Source organism: Atlantibacter sp. RC6, from assembly GCF_014193285.1.
Taxonomy (GTDB): domain Bacteria; phylum Pseudomonadota; class Gammaproteobacteria; order Enterobacterales; family Enterobacteriaceae; genus Atlantibacter.
Map to the genome: position 1 here is coordinate 640,306 of NZ_JACHZE010000001.1, position 18,379 is coordinate 658,684.

An 18,379-nucleotide genomic window follows, 5' to 3' on the forward strand; every position below is an offset into this window, starting at 1 on the left:
AAGAAATTCCACTTAAGAAGGTAGGTGTTAAATGTCTGAACTTAATGAAAAGTTAGCCACAGCCTGGGAAGGTTTTGCCAAAGGCGACTGGCAGAATGAAGTTAACGTCCGTGACTTCATCCAGAAAAACTATACCCCATATGAAGGTGACGAATCCTTCCTGGCTGGCGCCACTGAAGCGACGTCTTCTCTGTGGGACAAAGTTATGGAAGGCATCAAACTGGAAAACCGCACTCATGCGCCAGTTGATTTCGATACCGACCTGGCTTCTACCATCACCTCTCATGACGCTGGCTACATCAACAAGAGCCTTGAGAAGATTGTTGGTCTGCAAACTGATGCTCCGCTGAAACGTGCGATTATCCCGTTCGGTGGTATCAAAATGGTTGAAGGTTCCTGCAAAGCGTACAACCGCGAGCTGGACCCGGCGTTGAAAAAAATCTTCACCGAATACCGTAAAACCCACAACCAGGGCGTGTTCGATGTCTATACCAAAGACATCCTGAACTGCCGTAAGTCTGGCGTACTGACCGGTCTGCCGGATGCCTATGGCCGTGGCCGTATCATCGGTGACTACCGTCGCGTGGCGCTGTACGGTATCGACTTCCTGATGAAAGACAAATACGCACAGTTCCAGTCTCTGCAATCCGATCTGGAAAACGGCGTAAACCTGGAAGCCACTATCCGTCTGCGTGAAGAGATCGCTGAACAGCATCGCGCACTGGGTCAAATCAAAGAAATGGCAGCGAAATACGGCTGCGATATCTCTGGCCCGGCGACCAACGCGCAAGAAGCGGTACAGTGGACCTACTTCGGCTACCTGGCTGCGGTTAAATCCCAGAACGGCGCGGCAATGTCCTTCGGTCGTGTGTCTACCTTCCTGGACGTGTTCATTGAACGCGACCTGAAAGCAGGCAAAATCACTGAAACCGAAGCGCAGGAAATGATCGACCACCTGGTGATGAAACTGCGTATGGTGCGCTTCCTGCGTACCCCGGAATACGATGAGCTGTTCTCTGGCGACCCGATCTGGGCAACCGAATCCATCGGCGGTATGGGCGTTGACGGTCGTACTCTGGTGTCCAAAACCAGCTTCCGTTTCCTGAACACCCTGTACACCATGGGTCCGTCTCCGGAGCCGAACATCACTATTCTGTGGTCTGAAAAACTGCCGCTGAACTTCAAAAAATTCGCGGCGAAAGTCTCCATCGATACCTCTTCTCTGCAGTATGAGAACGACGATCTGATGCGTCCTGACTTCAACAACGACGACTACGCGATCGCTTGCTGCGTAAGCCCGATGGTTGTTGGTAAACAAATGCAGTTCTTCGGCGCGCGCGCTAACCTCGCGAAAACCATGCTGTACGCGATCAACGGCGGCGTGGACGAAAAACTGAAAATGCAGGTAGGCCCGAAATCTGAGCCGATCAAAGCTGACGTGCTGAACTTCGACGAAGTCATGGACCGTATGGACCACTTCATGGACTGGCTGGCTAAGCAGTACGTGACTGCGCTGAACATCATCCACTACATGCACGACAAGTACAGCTATGAAGCTTCGCTGATGGCGCTGCACGACCGTGATGTTATCCGCACCATGGCCTGTGGTATCGCGGGTCTGTCCGTAGCGGCTGACTCCCTGTCTGCCATCAAGTACGCGAAAGTTAAACCGATTCGCGACGAAGACGGTCTGGCTATCGACTTCGAAATCGAAGGCGAATACCCGCAGTTCGGTAACAACGACGCTCGCGTGGATGACCTGGCGGTTGACCTGGTAGAACGTTTCATGAAGAAAATCCAGAAACTGACTACTTACCGCAACGCTATCCCGACCCAGTCCGTTCTGACCATCACCTCTAACGTGGTGTATGGTAAGAAAACCGGTAACACCCCGGATGGCCGTCGCGCTGGCGCTCCGTTCGGACCGGGTGCTAACCCGATGCACGGTCGTGACCAGAAAGGTGCCGTTGCCTCTCTGACTTCCGTTGCTAAACTGCCGTTCGCATACGCTAAAGATGGTATCTCTTACACCTTCTCTATCGTGCCGAATGCGCTGGGTAAAGACGACGAAGTGCGTAAAACCAACCTGGCGGGTCTGATGGATGGTTACTTCCACCACGAAGCGTCCATCGAAGGTGGTCAGCACCTGAACGTGAACGTGATGAACCGTGAAATGCTGCTTGATGCGATGGAAAACCCGGAAAAATATCCGCAGCTGACCATCCGTGTTTCTGGTTATGCGGTGCGTTTTAACTCCCTGACTAAAGAACAGCAGCAGGACGTTATTACCCGTACCTTCACTCAGACCATGTAATTCACTGTCTGGCTGAATAAGCGTACAATAAAGGCTCCACATCCGTGGGGCCTTTTTAACAGTGACTCCCCCACCCCACAGCCTGCTTTGCCAGCTATCTATACTGAGATGGATGACTGCCAAAACAGACTCGACACAACCTTTATGAGTTGTGCGCACACAGGCCCCGGATGGGCCACATCTGGAGAAAACACCGCAATGTCAGCAATTGGTCGCATACACTCCTTTGAATCCTGCGGTACCGTCGACGGCCCGGGCATTCGCTTCATCACCTTCTTCCAGGGCTGCCTGATGCGCTGCCTGTACTGCCATAACCGCGATACCTGGGATACCCACGGCGGTAAGGAAATCACCGTTGACGAGCTGATGAAAGAGGTCGTCACCTATCGCCACTTTATGAACGCGTCCGGTGGCGGCGTCACCGCGTCCGGCGGCGAAGCGATGTTACAGGCTGAATTCGTGCGCGACTGGTTCCGCGCCTGCCATAAAGAAGGCATCCATACCTGCCTGGATACCAACGGCTTTGTGCGCCGTTACGATCCGGTGGTGGATGAGCTGCTGGAAGTCACCGACCTGGTGATGCTTGATCTCAAGCAGATGAACGACGAGATCCACCAGAACCTGGTGGGCGTCTCTAACCATCGCACCCTGGAATTCGCGCGCTACATCGCCAATAAAGGGATTAAGACCTGGATCCGCTATGTCGTGGTGCCAGGCTGGTCTGACGATGATGATTCCGCGCATCGCCTCGGCGAGTTTACCCGTGAGATGGGCAATATCGAGAAAATCGAATTACTGCCTTACCACGAGTTGGGCAAACACAAATGGGTGGCGATGGGCGAAGAGTACAAACTGGATGGCGTAAAACCGCCGAAGAAAGAGACCATGGAACGAGTAAAAAGCATTCTGGAGCAGTACGGCCATAAAGTGATGTACTAAATTCCGCCGCTGCTAAACCAAACCCCCGACGTAAATCGGGGGTTTTTCGTTTCAGGCGTGTACCACCGGGGTGGGATGCTGGCCCGCTTTGCGCAGCAGCATCAGCAGATAAACGAACGATACGCTGGCGATCATGATAAACAGCAGATTGTCGGAATATTTCTGCATCAGCAGCGCGGTCAGCGTCGGGCCTAACAGGCTGCCGATGGTGTAGCTCAGCAGCAGCGCCTGATTCATCGCCACCAGTTGATGGTGCTCGACTTTTTCGCAAGCCCAGGCCATTGCCACCGGATAAACTGTGAAACCTGCCGCGCCGAGGATAAACAGCGCGGGCGCCATGGCTGCATTGCTGAGCATCGCCAGGCAGCCGAGGATCACCACGAATACCTGTACGCGTAGCACCAGCAATCGGCCAAAGCGGTCGGCAAGGCGGCCAATCGGCCACTGCCCGACAATACCGGCGCTCACCATCACCGCCATCCAGAAGCCGATACCGGAATTGCTTACGCCCTGATGATTAAGGTACAGCGGCATCAGGCCATACAGCGAACCGAGCACGATCCCGGAAATGATGCAGCCGTTCACGCCGAGACGCGCCTGGCGCAGCTTGAACATCGACCACACCGGGGTATTTTCCTGGTGCTCGCTGTTCTGGTTGACGATACGGGTGAACAGCAGCGGTAAAATCGCCGCCAGCGTTAAACCGGTGACCCAGGGCAGGACGTCCATCAGCTCGGTAGAGAGCTTGCTCACCAGCACCTGGCCCAGTACCGTACCGACATAGTAAATCATCATATAGGCCGCCAGCAGACGGCCCCGGTTGCGTGAGGTACCGCTGCACATCAGCGCGCTTTCCACCACCACCCAAATCATGGCGCAACCAACGCCGGCAATAAATCGCCAGCTCATCCAGCTCCAGAATCCCACCATCAGGCCAAGACCGACGCAGCCCGCCGCAAACAGCAATGAGGCAAAATAGTAGCTGCGGTTAAAACCCCAACGCTTAATTAAGCTGCCGGTCAGTAACGTCCCTACCAGGTTTCCGGTGAAATAAGAGGAACTAACGACTCCAACCTGCCAGGTAGGAAGGTTTTCATGAGCGAGCCAAAGCGGCACCAGGGTGTTTAGCACCGCGATAGCCAGGGTCAACAAAAGTAGGCCACAGAGCAGAAGCAGCACTGGCCGGGTATACGTGGACATGGATTAAACCGTGAGGAAGTTCAAAATTCACGCGCATCATGCCACTGGCAAAAACAAAGTCAATCGGCTTATTGAGCGCGAAACGGGCTTTTAGGGCTATCGATATAAGTTATTCATTTAGCTTATAAATGTTTGACCCGATTTTGGCTCTATCCCTTTGTTTTATTGATATTTTTAAAAGCATTAACATGATAATTCAGTCGAAAAATTTCATCGAAGCCGCCGGCGCTCCGGGCGCGTTTTTTTAATCTATTCTTAGTGACGACGCGCTTTTATCCACCCTGCAAAGGTAACCGCAAATGAGTAAACCTTACGTTCGTCTCGATAAAAATGAAGCGGCTGTTTTGCTTGTCGATCATCAGGCCGGATTGCTTTCTCTGGTCAGAGATATCGAACCTGATAAATTCAAAAACAACGTGCTGGCGCTCGGCGATCTCGCTAAGTACTTTAATTTGCCCACCATTTTGACCACCAGTTTCGAAACCGGCCCTAACGGCCCGCTGGTGCCGGAACTGAAAGCGCAGTTCCCGGATGCGCCCTATATTGCCCGTCCAGGGAATATCAACGCCTGGGATAATGAAGACTTTGTTAATGCCGTGAAGGCTACCGGTAAGAAACAGCTGATCATTGCAGGGGTGGTCACAGAGGTGTGCGTGGCCTTTCCGGCGTTATCCGCCATTGAAGAAGGGTTCGATGTCTTTGTGGTGACGGATGCGTCAGGCACCTTTAATGAACTCACCCGCCTGTCGGCGTGGGATCGTATGTCTCAGGCGGGCGCGCAGTTGATGACATGGTTTGGCGTCGCCTGCGAATTGCATCGCGACTGGCGCAACGACGTGGAAGGCCTGGCGACCCTGTTCTCTAACCATATTCCTGATTACCGCAATTTAATGACCAGCTATGATTCGCTGAAAGGCAAATAAACGGCATAAAAAAAGCGCCCAGAGGGCGCTTTTTTCAGGTTCGTCGATTAGCCGATAAATTCCAGACCTTTCATATACGGCTTCAGCACGTCAGGAATGGCGATACGCCCGTCCGCCTGCTGATAATTTTCCATTACCGCCACCAGGGTACGGCCAACCGCCAGACCGGAACCGTTCAGGGTGTGAACCAGACGCGGTTTCTTGTCGGTTTTGGTACGGCAGCGCGCCTGCATACGGCGAGCCTGGAAATCCCATACGTTAGAACAGGAAGAGATTTCACGGTAAGTATCCTGCGCCGGAACCCACACTTCCAGATCGTAGGTTTTGCATGCGCCGAAGCCCATATCACCGGTGCACAGCAGGACTTTGCGGTACGGGAGCCCCAACAGCTGGAGAACTTTCTCGGCATGGCCGGTCATCTCTTCCAGCGCATCCATAGATTCTTCCGGCCGCACGATCTGAACCATTTCAACTTTATCGAACTGGTGCATACGGATCAGGCCGCGGGTATCGCGACCGTAAGAACCCGCTTCAGAACGGAAGCACGGCGTATGCGCGGTCATGCGCAGCGGCAGCGATTCTTCTTCGAGGATCTCGTCACGCACCAGGTTAGTCAACGGCACTTCCGCCGTCGGGATCAGCGCGTAATTACTGCTGTCCGCTTCTTCTTCCAGCGGACGGGTATGGAACAGATCGCCGGCGAATTTCGGCAACTGCCCGGTTCCGTACAGCGTGGCGTGGTTCACCAGATACGGCACATAGTTTTCGCTATAGCCGTGCTCTTCAGTGTGCAAATCCAGCATGAACTGCGACAGAGCACGGTGCAGACGTGCGATCTGGCCTTTCATCACAACAAAACGCGAGCCGGTCAGTTTAACCGCGTTCGCAAAATCCAGTCCGCCATGCATTTCGCCGAGGGTGACGTGATCGCGGATCTCGAAATCGAACTGGCGAGGCGTACCCCAGCGGCTGACTTCAACGTTATCGTGCTCGTCTTTACCCACCGGTACGCTATCGTCCGGAATGTTAGGGATCGCCAGCGCGATATCGCGAATTTCATTCAGCAAGGTTTCCAGTTCGGCTTTCGCCGCATCTAACTCTTCACCCAGTTTGTTCACTTCCATGCGTAGCGGCTCGATATCTTCCCCACGCGCTTTGGCCTGGCCGATGGATTTCGATCGCGAGTTACGCTCAGCCTGCAGATTTTCAGTGTTGACCTGCAAAACTTTACGACGCTCTTCAAGAGCGCGCAGCTTATCTACGTCCAGCTTAAAGCCCCGGCGTGCCAGTTTTTCTGCGACTGCGTCTGGCTCGGTACGCAGCAGATTGGGATCGAGCATGCTTATCCTGTGCTTATCGAATTGAAAGGGAGAAAGTGGCCACAGCCTGCGGCCACCTGGAGTCCTGATAACCTTACCGCAACGCCTGCATTAGCGGTAGCGTTTTGTGGGGCTTTTCTGATCCTGTTCAGTAAGCCAGGCGAGCTTTTCGCCAATTTTCCCTTCAAGACCTCTGTTTGTTGGTCGGTAATAGCGCGTTTGTGCCATTTCGGGAGGGAAATAGACTTCCCCGGCGGCGTAAGCGTTGGGCTCGTCATGGGCATAACGGTACTCTTCCCCGTAACCCATTTCTTTCATCAGCTTCGTCGGGGCATTGCGTAAATGGACCGGAACATCATAGTCGGGGCGGTCGCGCGCGTCGGAGAGCGCAGCTTTAAAGGCGGTATAAACGGCATTGCTTTTCGGGGCGCAGGCCAGGTAGACAATGGCCTGGGCAATCGCTCTTTCCCCTTCTGCCGGGCCGACGCGGGTAAAGCAATCCCACGCCGAAATCGCCACCTGCATAGCGCGTGGATCGGCGTTGCCGACGTCCTCAGACGCAATCGCCAGACAGCGGCGCGCCACGTACAGCGGATCGCCGCCCGCCGTGATGATACGCGCATACCAGTAGAGCGCGGCATCCGGTGCGGAACCGCGTACCGATTTATGCAGCGCGGAAATCAGATCGTAGAACCGGTCGCCTTTGTTATCGAAGCGCGCGCTGCGCTCACCGGCGATTTCGGTAAGTAATTCCTGTTTCAGCACCCGTTTGCCGGCATCGTCCAGCTCGGCCATATCCGCCATCATTTCAAGCGTATTTAACGCCCGGCGGGCATCGCCATTGACCAGCTCCGCAATAGCCCGGCGCGTATCGTCCGGCAGCACGATGTCCTGACCGCCGTAGCCGCGCTGCGCGTCGTTCATCGCCTGATCGAGCACCTGTTCGATATCGTCTGTGGTCAGAGATTTCAACAGATACACACGGGCGCGGGACAGCAGCGCCGAGTTCAGCTCAAACGAGGGGTTTTCAGTGGTCGCGCCGATAAAGGTGATAGTGCCGTCTTCAATATGGGGCAGGAACGCATCCTGCTGGCTTTTATTAAAGCGATGGACTTCATCAACAAACAGAATGGTGCGCCGTCCGGCATTGCGATTCTGCCGGGCGCGTTCAATGGCTTCGCGGATCTCCTTGACGCCAGACGTCACCGCAGAGATGCGTTCAATATCCGCGTTGGCGTAGCGGCCAATCACTTCGGCAAGGGTTGTTTTACCGGTGCCTGGCGGCCCCCAGAGGATCATTGAGTGCAAATGGCCCGCTTCAATGGCGCGCGGCAGCGGTTTGCCGGGAGCCAACAGATGCTGTTGCCCGATGTACTGCGCTAAATTTTCTGGCCGCATACGCGCGGCCAGAGGTTGAAAAGCGTTATCAGAAAAGTCGAGCGACAGGTTACTCACTCACACCTCTATTTACGTTGGTCGTCCACGGTAACGCCCTGCGGCGGCGTGAAACGGAACTTGCTCATATCCACCGCGCCATTTTGCTGGGATTTAAGCTGATAGCTACTGCGCTGGTCGTCCTGCTCTACAGCGCTGAACTGGTTAATGGTGCCATCCGCGCTGACGTTAATGGTGAACTGCTTGAGATTGCCCGCGCTGGTCTTTGGCGTCAGAACAAAATCATTGCCGCTTTGCTTGATGTTATACTGCTGCCAGTCGCTGGCCTGGTTGCGGGCAATCAGCATAAACGGCGTGTTGCCGGTCGCGTCTTTCAGCCAGGTGGCGCTCGCCTGCTCGACAAACGGATTATAGAACCACAGGGTTTTACCATCGGAGATCAGCACGCTTTCATCCGGCTGGGTCATATGCCAGTTGAACAGATTCGGGCGTTTAACCCACAGATCGCCCTGGCCTTCCTGTACCGCGGCACCGCTGCCGTCGGTGACTTTTTGGGTAAAGCTGGCGTGGAAGCTGCCGACTTTATCGAGACGGCTTTTCAAATCGCTCGCTGCATCCGCCCAAACCGAGCTGGTGGCGAACGCCGCAACGAGCGCGCAGGTCATTGCAATTTTTTTCATTATTTATGATTCCTCAACAGGCGCCAGGCCCAACACGGGCTACCGGTATCGTTAACTGTAGCGCTGGCAGCCGCGATCCCGAAAGAAGAAAAAGCTGATTTTCAGCACTTTACCGATCTTTGCACAGCACGGTAAAGCGCCGGTATGTTATTCGAACGGCGGCGGCGCCAGCACTTCGCGGTTGCCATTGTGGCCCTGCTCGCTGACGATGCCCTGCATTTCCATCTGCTCGATAATGCGCGCCGCACGGTTATAGCCAATACGGAATTGGCGCTGTACGCCGGAAATGGATGCCTTGCGTTTCTCGACTACGAACGACACCGCCTGATCGAACAGCGGATCCAGCTCTTCGCCAGCGTCAAATCCGCCGCCAGCGCCGCCTTCGCTTTCGCTGTCGGAGGTGATGCCATCAACGTATTGTGGACGTCCGCGCGCTTTCCAGTCCTGGACTACGGCATGCACTTCCTGGTCGCGAACAAACGCGCCGTGGACGCGCACCGGGCTGGTGGAGTTCGGTCCGGAATAGAGCATATCACCCATGCCCAGCAGCGATTCCGCGCCCCCCTGGTCAAGGATAGTGCGCGAGTCGATTTTGCTCGACACGGTAAAGGCGATGCGCGTCGGGATGTTGGCCTTAATCAGGCCGGTAATCACATCCACCGACGGACGCTGGGTCGCCAGCACCAGGTGGATCCCTGCCGCACGGGCTTTTTGCGCCAGGCGGGCAATCAGCTCTTCGACTTTTTTACCTACCGTCATCATCAGGTCGGCAAATTCATCCACCAGCACTACGATATATGGCAGTTTTTCCAGTACCGGATGGGTGGCGTCCATGCTGTCGCCCGGCTTCCAGTACGGATCTGGGATTGGGCGGCCCATACGTTCAGCTTCGAGGATCTTCTCGTTATAACCGGCAAGATTACGCACGCCCAGAGCCGACATCAGCTTGTAGCGGCGTTCCATCTCGTTGACGCTCCAGCGCAATGCGTTGGCGGCGTCTTTCATATCGGTAACCACTTCGGTCAACAGATGCGGGATCCCCTCATACACGGAGAGTTCCAGCATTTTCGGGTCGATCATGATAAAGCGCACTTCTTCCGGCGTGGCTTTATACAGCATGCTGAGGATCATGGCGTTGACCCCCACAGACTTACCGGAGCCGGTGGTCCCTGCCACCAGCAGGTGCGGCATTTTCGCCAGGTCGGCTACCACGGCGTCGCCCGCGATATCTTTACCCAACACCACGCTTAACGGCGACGGGTTGTCGCGGAATTTGGCGTTATCCAGCACTTCGCGCAGGTAAACCGTCTGGCGTTTTTTGTTCGGCAATTCGAGGCCCACATAAGGCTTACCGGGGATGACCTCCACAACGCGCACCGCAACAGTGGAAAGCGAACGCGCCAGGTCGCGGGACAGGTTAGAGATCCGCGCGGCTTTTACGCCAGGAGCAAGGTTCAGCTCGAAGCGGGTGATCACCGGGCCGGGTGAATAGTTCACCACGTCGGCTTTGATACGGAAGTCCGCCAGACGCGCTTCAACCAGGCGCGCCATTTGCTCCAAAGCAAAGGTATCTACCGGTTCCACTTCCGCAGGCGGCGGTGTCAACAGATCCAGCGACGGCAGCGGCGTGGACGGTTTTTGCAGCGGGCGGCTATCGCCGTTACGCATGAGTAACGGGTGGATCAGGCTTTCACGCGGCGGCTCAACAGGCTGCGCCGGTGCGGCGTAAGCCGGATGTTGCTGCTGCATGGGCTGCTGCGGCTGAGCCGGGGCAGCGTAAGCCGGATGTTGCGGCTGTATGGGCTGTTGCGGCTGCGCCGGGGCAGCGTAAGCGGGAGGCTGCTGATACGACTGCTGCGGTGGAACCTGAACCGGCTGAGGCTCATCCACCACCGGGCTCGGCATAAACAACGGCTCGCTTGGGCCATCATCTACCAGCGCTTTAATCGGCGAGAAGTCATCCAGCGAGAACGGCATCGCGCCAGAGGGTTGCTCCCCCGCGTAGCGCTGCTGCTGTTGTGCGGCAAACTGACGCGACAATTCTGCTTGTTCTTCATCTGCATCGTCAGCCTCGTCCATGCCCTGCGGCAGGCTGTCGTCATCCTGATAGCGTTGCTGCTGTTGCGCCATAAACTGGCGAGCCAGTTCATCCTGCTGCCGGGCGTCCGCTTCATCTTCGCTAAGCGGCTGTTGCGCGTGTCGCGCCTGCTGCTCCGCCATACGTTGAGAAGGCAGCTTGATACCATAAGAAGCCAGTTCGCGGCGTGTGGGAACGCGAACACGATTCGGGCGCGGCAATTGCGGGCCAATGCCCTCTTTTACCTGGGCGCGCGGCGCATCGCTGGCAATGCTGAATACCGGCGCAAAGGCCGCGGCGGCGGTTGCCGCTTGCGCTGCCGCCTGAACCTGTGAAGCAGCGGGGGTCACATCGGGCGGTGCGATGTTGTCCGTCGGCATGGCCGGAGCAACAGCCGGTTTCGGCTCGTAAGCCGGTTGAGCGGGCTCAGGAATCGGTTGATACCATGCCGCCAGTTGCTCACGCTCCCGGGCGCGCTTCTCTTCCACCTCTTCAAAGTAGTAAAGCGGCGGACGGGTTTGCTTCAATTCCGGCGCGGCAGGTTCTGGCTCGACGGCAGGTATTTCCGCATGAGCCGGCGCTGCATAAGCCTCTTCGTCGACCCATGGCTGCGTTGGCGGGTAATGAGGATTCTGCGGTTCAGAATAAGGTTGATATGCCGCCTGGGCATGCATATCCACCGGTGGCGTTACCGGCACATGGTCATAATGCTCAGGCGCAGGCGCAATAGTCGCTTCTGGCGTTTGGGTCGTCGGCACAGGTTGCCATTCCACTACCGGCTCCTGCGGTTGCGGCGCGGCGGTATACTGAACCGGCTGTGGCGTGATCGCCGCGGCTGGGGCGACGGGCTGAACGGCTGCCGGAACTGCCGTCGGCACCACGGAATAACCGCTTAATAACGGATCGTTTTCCTCTTCCGCCGCTAACGCTGTTTGTCCGGAGAACAGCACATCATCCGGATCGAGTTCAACGCCGCCCGCGCGGTAATGGATATCGTCGGGTTCATCCATGCGCTTGCCGGAGAACAGCGCCTCGTCAGTTTTGCGTCCCACCGGATTAGCGAACTTTTCGGCCAGGCGTTTACGGCGCGCCAGTGCGCCGCGCAGGATGCGCGCGCGACGAGAGTCTTTGGCGACGACGTCATCTTCATCGTCTTCATACTCATCGTCTTCGTATTCGTCATCATCCTGCCAGGTATTATCGCGGCGGGTGCGGTTGGTGGCGAAGGTTAAAACGCTTAACACCACGCTACCGATTTTTTCGGCGATGCCGACCCAGGACCAGCCGGTAAACAGCGTCAGCCCGGCGGCCCAGACGCACAGCAGCGCGATGGTTCCGCCGCTGCTGTTCAACAGCGGCATCATGGCGGTGCTTAATAAGCTACCCAACACCCCGCCAGAGGCGAAATACCAGATATCATCGGCGTTGATAGCCGCCAGCCCGCAGGAGGTGAGGATCAACGCCAGCACGCCAATCAGGCGCAGCGCGACGGCGAAATAATCGATGTAATCTTCATTAGCGCGATGTCGCCAGGCGAACCAGCAGCCGCCGATCATCATCACGGGCAGCGTATAGGCCATGATGCCGAAAATGAAGAACAGGGTATCAGCCAGCCACGCGCCGGGCGCGCCGCCTAAGTTATGGATAGGCTCATGCCAGGCCGTTTGTGACCAGCTGGGATCGGAGGGATTAAAACTGAGCAACGCCGCCATCAACCAGACGGCAAAAAGGGCAACCAGAATCAGCAAAGCTTCCAGGAGTCGACGACCGCTATCCAGCTTTGTCAGAGTAACATCTTTGTCTTCAGTGTATTCCTGGCTCAAGAAAGGCTCTCCAGGTTCTTCGAGCTAAAACGGACAGCAGCGCCGGGTCGCCCCGGCACTGCTGCTGTATGGATTAACAGGAGTGTAATCAAACTACAGCGACTTTGCACCTGTTCCGCATTAGCGAGTCTTAATAACCAGACGATTGCTCTGTTTCACTTCTTCCATTACCACATAGGTACGGGTGTCGTTCACACCCGGCAGACGCAGCAAGGTTTCACCGAGCAATTTACGGTACGCAGACATATCCGGCACACGCGTTTTCAACAGGTAGTCGAAATCGCCTGATACCAGATGACACTCTTGAATTTCTTCAAGTTTTTGCACAGCGGCGTTAAATTGTTCAAACACATCCGGCGCGCCACGATTCAGAGTAATCTCAACGAAAACCAGCAGTGATGCGTCTAAATAGTGTGGGTTCAGCAGAGCGGTATAACCCTGAATAAAACCCTGTCGTTCCAGTCGGCGCACGCGCTCAAGGCAAGGCGTCGGTGAAAGTCCCACTCTTTTAGAAAGCTCGACGTTGGAAATACGCCCATCCTTTTGCAGCTCATTAAGAATGTTACGATCGATGCGGTCGAGATCTTTGCCTGGGCGCTTCTTGCTATCTACCATTATTATTGTCTCTCTCTGTTCCTTCCCTACACCTGCCACTACCCATTCAACATCATTGTCCAGGGTCTTATATTGAGAAGCCCGTTGCCCTCAGGCAGCTATCGACATCACGCATGGCGTCTGTCCACACCATGCGTAGATTTCAATTGCCCGGTAAAAATACATAAGCTGAAGAAGGTAAAAAGGGTCTACCCGCGCAAATGCTTTTTTTCTTCCTCGAATGTTTTCGCAAATGCGCAGGGGATTGTCAAAGCAAAACATCGATTTTTAGTAGAACGTGCCAGATATTGATTACGGGTGGCGATTATTCCTCATTTTATCACCTTATCTCCGGCCGGATTTCATTCACATCCCTAATACTCTGCGGTGTAAAGCCGATACATAAGATTGCTTTAAGCTATTACACATATCGTTAACAAAATCGCTGCACTCTTTTATTAGCCCGGTAAATTCCCTACAATCCTGCCCATTGTTTGCCAACTACAATGAGGACCTCATGGGCACAGTGAAACACAGTAAGCTGCTAATTCTCGGCTCCGGCCCTGCGGGGTATACCGCTGCCGTCTACGCCGCGCGCGCGAATCTGAATCCGGTACTGATCACCGGTATGGAAAAAGGCGGTCAGCTTACCACCACTACCGAAGTGGAAAACTGGCCTGGCGACCCGCACGACCTGACCGGCCCTGCGCTCATGGAACGCATGCACGAGCATGCCGCCAAATTCGAAACCGAAATTCTGTTCGATCACATTAATAAAGTTGATGTGCAGAACAAACCGTTCCGTCTGTTCGGCGATAACGGCGAATACACCTGCGATGCGCTGATCATCGCCACCGGCGCATCAGCGCGCTATTTAGGCCTACCGTCTGAAGAGGCGTATAAAGGCCGCGGCGTTTCCGCCTGCGCTACCTGTGACGGGTTCTTCTACCGCAACCAGAAAGTCGCTGTCATCGGCGGCGGCAACACGGCGGTGGAAGAAGCGCTGTATCTGGCGAATATCGCCTCAGAAGTTCACCTGATCCACCGCCGCGATAGCTTCCGCGCGGAGAAAATTTTAATTAAACGCCTGATGGATAAAGTCGCCAGCGGCAACATCGTGCTGCACACCAACCGCACCCTGGAAGAGGTGACCGGCGATCAGATGGGGGTCAGCGGCGTGCGTCTGCGCGACACCCTGAATACCGATAACGTGGAATCTATCGACGTCGCCGGGTTGTTTGTTGCTATCGGCCACAGCCCGAACACCGGGATTTTTGAAGGCCAACTGGAACTGGAAAACGGCTACATTAAAGTGCAGTCGGGTATCCACGGCAACGCGACCCAGACCAGCGTACCGGGCGTATTCGCGGCTGGCGATGTGATGGACCACATCTATCGCCAGGCAATCACCTCCGCCGGAACCGGCTGTATGGCGGCGCTGGATGCCGAACGCTACCTGGACGGACTGGCGGAAAACAATAAATAATTCTGCAAGTTAAATAAGGCGACTGAATAAGTCGCCTTTCTTTTTTTGTCGTTGTAACATGGCTGCGCGCTTTCATACCCTTAGTTCACTGGACTTTCGCCTGCTTACAACTCGATGAATAAATCCCGCCAACAAGAACTGACCCGCTGGTTAAAACAGCAAAGTGTAATTTCCCGTCGCTGGCTGAATCTTTCGCGTCTGCTGGGCGTCGTGACCGGGCTGTTGATTATCGCCCAGGCCTGGATCCTGGCCCGCATCCTCAACCATATGATCATGGAAAACATCCCGCGAGAGGCGTTGCTGCTGCCGTTCGCCCTGCTGGTGCTGATCTTTATTCTGCGCGCCTGGCTGGTGTGGATCCGCGAAAAAGTGGGCTTTCGCGCCGGGGTGCATATTCGTCGGGAAGTGCGCCGTCTGGTGCTGGATCGTCTTCAGCAGGCAGGCCCGGCCTGGATCAGCGGCAAACCCGCCGGCAGCTGGGCGACATTAATTCTCGAACAAATTGACGATATGCATGATTACTACGCCCGCTATCTGCCGCAGATGGCACTGGCGGCGGCGGTTCCGCTGCTGATCGTGCTGGTGATTTTCCCGGTGAACTGGGCCGCCGCGCTGATTTTATTGGGCGCCGCGCCGCTGATCCCGATGTTTATGGCGATGGTCGGTATGGGTGCCGCCGACGCTAACCGCCGCAACTTCGCCGCGCTGGCGCGTCTGAGCGGTAACTTCCTCGATCGCCTGCGCGGCCTGGAAACGCTACGGCTGTTTAACCGCGGCGCAGCGGAAACCGAAAATATTCGCGAGGCGTCAGTGGACTTCCGCCGTCGTACCATGGAAGTGCTGCGGCTGGCCTTTTTATCCTCTGGCGTGCTGGAATTCTTTACCTCTTTATCCATTGCGCTGGTCGCGGTTTACTTCGGCTTCTCCTATCTTGGCGAACTGAATTTCGGCCACTACGGCGTCGGCGTCACGCTGTTCGCAGGCTTCTTAACGCTGATCCTCGCACCGGAATTTTTCCAGCCGCTACGCGATCTGGGCACGTTCTACCATGCCAAAGCCCAGGCGGTAGGCGCGGCGGACAGCCTGAAAACCTTCCTTGAGGCGCCGCTGCAAAGCCCGACGCGCGGCACCTTCAAACTCGGCAATAGCGATCCGATTACGCTGCGCGCCCATCACCTTATCGTGCTTTCGCCGGAGGGCAGCGCGCTGGCTGGCCCGCTTAACTTTACCCTCGACGCGGGCAAACGGGTTGCCATCGTCGGCCAGAGCGGCGCGGGTAAAAGCTCATTACTGAATGTGCTATCAGGGTTTTTGCCCTATGAGGGGTCGCTGACGGTGAATGATATTGAGCTGCGCGATCTCGATCCGCAGGCCTGGCGCGAGGTTTTAAGCTGGGTGGGGCAGAACCCGCAATTGCCCGCCGCAACGCTGCGCGATAACGTGCTGCTTTCCGCTCCGGATGCCAGCGAGCAGGCGCTGCAAAGCGCGCTGGAAAACGCCTCGGTAACCGAGTTTATCAGCCAGTTGCCTCAGGGCATCGACACGCCGATTGGCGACCAGGGCGCAGGGCTGTCCGTGGGCCAGGCCCAGCGCGTCGCCGTGGCGCGCGCGCTGCTGACGCCGTGCAAACTGCTGATGCTGGATGAACCCGCCGCCAGCCTTGACGCTCACAGCGAAATGAAAGTGATGCAGGCGCTGAATGCGGCTTCGCGCCACCAGAGCACTTTGCTGGTGACCCATCAGCTCGATTACATCAGCGAGTGGGATGAGATTTGGGTCATGCGTAACGGCCACATTGTGGAACAGGGGCGTTTTGCCGCGCTCGCCAGTGGAAACAGCCACTTTGCGGCGCTACTCGCCCATCGTCAGGAGGAGATTTAAATGCGCGCGTTACTTCCCTACCTGGCGCTGTATAAGCGACACAAATGGATGCTCAGTCTCGGCGTGGTGCTGGCGATTATCACCCTGCTTGCCAGTATCGGCCTGCTGACGCTGTCGGGCTGGTTTTTATCCGCCTCCGCCGTGGTCGGCGTGGCTGGGGTGTATAGTTTTAACTATATGCTGCCCGCCGCTGGCGTGCGCGGCGCGGCGATCACCCGTACCGCAGGCCGCTACTTTGAACGTCTGGTCAGCCACGACGCCACTTTCCGGGTATTGGCTCATCTGCGGGTTTACACCTTTACCAAAGTGCTGCCGCTCTCCCCTTCCGGCATTGCCCGTTTTCGCCAGGGCGAACTGCTGAACCGTCTGGTCGCGGATGTAGATACGCTCGACCATCTCTACCTGCGGGTTATTTCCCCGCTGGTGGGCGCGCTGGTGGTGATCCTGGTGGTGGCCGTTGGGTTGTCCGTGCTGGACGTGACGCTGGCGCTGACGCTCGGCGGGATTATGTTCCTGACGGTGCTGCTGCTGCCTCCGCTGTTCTATCGCGCCGGTAAGGGCACCGGTGAAGCGCTCACCACGCTGCGCGCGCAGTATCGACAGCAGCTGACGGCATGGCTGATCGGCCATGCTGAGTTGACCATTTTTAACGCCGCCGATCGCTATCGCGAGACGCTGGACGCCACCGAAAGCGAGTGGCAGGAAGCTCAACGCCGCCAGGCGGGGCTAACGGCGCTGTCCCAGGGCGTGATGATGCTGATAAGCGGCATAGCTGTGGTGCTGATGCTGTGGATGGCGGCGGGCGGCGTGGGCGGCAATACCCAGCCCGGCGCGCTGATTGCGCTGTTCGTGTTCTGCGCGCTGGCGGCGTTTGAAGCACTCGCGCCGGTGACGGGCGCATTCCAGCATTTAGGCCAGGTGATCGCCAGCGCCCGGCGCGTAACTGATTTAACCGAACAGCAGCCCGACGTCGTCTTTACGGATGCGGCGACCACCGCTCCGACACAAACGGCGGTGACCTTTAATAACGTCAGCTTCCGTTACTCCCGGCAGGCGCAACCGGCGCTGAATCAGGTGTCATTGACCCTCAACGCCGGAGAGCGCGTAGCGCTGCTGGGCCGTACCGGCTGCGGCAAATCGACGCTGTTGCAGTTGCTTACCCGCGCCTGGGACCCGCAGTCGGGCGAAATTACGCTCGCGGGCCGCCCGCTGACGCAGTACAGCGAAGAGGCGTTGCGCGCCAGTATGAGCGTGGTGCCGCAGCGCGTGCATCTGTTTAGCGCCACCCTGCGCGATAACCTGCTGCTTGCCGCGCCTCAGGCCAGCGATGTAAAGCTTGCCGATACACTGCGCCAGGTAGGTCTTGATAAGTTGCTGGAAGAGAGCGGCTTAAACAGCTGGTTGGGCGAAGGTGGCCGCCAGCTATCCGGCGGCGAGCTGCGCCGTCTGGCGATTGCCCGCGCCCTGCTTCACGATGCGCCAATGATGCTGCTGGACGAACCAACGGAAGGGCTGGACGCCGAAACCGAACAGCAAATTTTAGCCCTGCTGGATAAGGTGACGGCCAATAAAACCGTATTAATGATCACCCATCGTCTGCGCGGTTTGGCTGATTTCAACCAAATCGTGGTGATGGATAATGGCCAAATTATTGAAAGTGGAAATCATGACGAATTGATGGCGAAACAGGGTCGATATTACCAGTTTCGCCAATCCTCCGTAGTCTATGATTGAACGATAACGTCCTG

At 56.4% G+C, this 18,379-nt stretch carries 12 protein-coding genes; 6 read left to right on the top strand and 6 right to left on the bottom strand.

Annotation, left to right across the window (positions count from 1 at the left end):
* Positions 1-31 precede the first annotated feature (31 nt).
* Together pflB and pflA are read left to right on the top strand one after the other, a co-directional pair.
* A complete protein-coding gene (gene pflB / locus FHW74_RS03155) occupies positions 32-2,314 on the top strand; it encodes a formate C-acetyltransferase (protein WP_183169107.1) in 2,283 nt (760 codons plus the stop codon).
* Positions 2,315-2,512: 198 nt separating this feature from the next.
* Positions 2,513-3,253 carry a pyruvate formate lyase 1-activating protein gene (pflA, locus tag FHW74_RS03160; protein ID WP_183169108.1) on the top strand — a complete coding sequence of 247 codons (741 nt, stop codon included), beginning with the start codon at positions 2,513-2,515 and terminating at the stop codon, positions 3,251-3,253.
* A 51-nt stretch (positions 3,254-3,304) separates the two neighbouring features.
* Here pflA and FHW74_RS03165 read toward each other — a convergent pair whose 3' ends face one another.
* Positions 3,305-4,453: an MFS transporter gene (locus FHW74_RS03165; RefSeq protein WP_183169109.1), complete on the bottom strand. Its 1,149-nt coding sequence runs from the start codon at positions 4,451-4,453 to the stop codon at positions 3,305-3,307.
* Between the two features lie 299 nt (positions 4,454-4,752).
* On the opposite strand from FHW74_RS03165, the gene ycaC reads away from it, so the two are divergent.
* Positions 4,753-5,376 (top strand): isochorismate family cysteine hydrolase YcaC, encoded by a 624-nt coding sequence (gene ycaC, locus FHW74_RS03170; protein ID WP_125291774.1) that lies wholly within the window; start codon positions 4,753-4,755, stop codon positions 5,374-5,376.
* 47 nt (positions 5,377-5,423) lie between these two features.
* Here ycaC and serS read toward each other — a convergent pair whose 3' ends face one another.
* The 5 genes from serS to lrp form a co-directional block, all read right to left on the bottom strand.
* Positions 5,424-6,716: a serine--tRNA ligase gene (serS, locus tag FHW74_RS03175; RefSeq protein WP_183169110.1), complete on the bottom strand. Its 1,293-nt coding sequence runs from the start codon at positions 6,714-6,716 to the stop codon at positions 5,424-5,426.
* Positions 6,717-6,806: 90 nt separating this feature from the next.
* Positions 6,807-8,150, bottom strand: a complete 1,344-nt coding sequence (rarA, locus tag FHW74_RS03180) for a replication-associated recombination protein RarA (RefSeq protein WP_183169111.1) — start codon at positions 8,148-8,150, stop codon at positions 6,807-6,809.
* An 8-nt stretch (positions 8,151-8,158) separates the two neighbouring features.
* A complete protein-coding gene (lolA, locus tag FHW74_RS03185; RefSeq protein ID WP_183169112.1) occupies positions 8,159-8,770 on the bottom strand; it encodes an outer membrane lipoprotein chaperone LolA in 612 nt (203 codons plus the stop codon).
* A gap of 147 nt (positions 8,771-8,917) precedes the next feature.
* Positions 8,918-12,670 carry a DNA translocase FtsK 4TM domain-containing protein gene (locus FHW74_RS03190; protein WP_183169113.1) on the bottom strand — a complete coding sequence of 1,251 codons (3,753 nt, stop codon included), beginning with the start codon at positions 12,668-12,670 and terminating at the stop codon, positions 8,918-8,920.
* 120 nt (positions 12,671-12,790) lie between these two features.
* The gene (gene lrp, locus FHW74_RS03195; RefSeq protein WP_000228469.1) at positions 12,791-13,285 is read right to left on the bottom strand and encodes a leucine-responsive transcriptional regulator Lrp; all 495 of its coding nucleotides are present in this window, start codon (positions 13,283-13,285) and stop codon (positions 12,791-12,793) included.
* 496 nt (positions 13,286-13,781) lie between these two features.
* On the opposite strand from lrp, the gene trxB reads away from it, so the two are divergent.
* The 3 genes from trxB to cydC all read left to right on the top strand — a co-directional run bounded on the left by trxB (position 13,782) and on the right by cydC (position 18,365).
* Positions 13,782-14,750 carry a thioredoxin-disulfide reductase gene (gene trxB, locus FHW74_RS03200; protein WP_151604202.1) on the top strand — a complete coding sequence of 323 codons (969 nt, stop codon included), beginning with the start codon at positions 13,782-13,784 and terminating at the stop codon, positions 14,748-14,750.
* 114 nt (positions 14,751-14,864) lie between these two features.
* Positions 14,865-16,631, top strand: coding sequence for a cysteine/glutathione ABC transporter permease/ATP-binding protein CydD (cydD, locus tag FHW74_RS03205; protein ID WP_183169114.1), 1,767 nt, complete (start codon positions 14,865-14,867; stop codon positions 16,629-16,631).
* Complete coding sequence (cydC, locus tag FHW74_RS03210) at positions 16,632-18,365, top strand: cysteine/glutathione ABC transporter ATP-binding protein/permease CydC (protein ID WP_183169115.1); 1,734 nt, start codon at positions 16,632-16,634, stop codon at positions 18,363-18,365. It begins immediately after the preceding gene.
* The last annotated feature ends 14 nt before the right edge of the window (positions 18,366-18,379 follow it).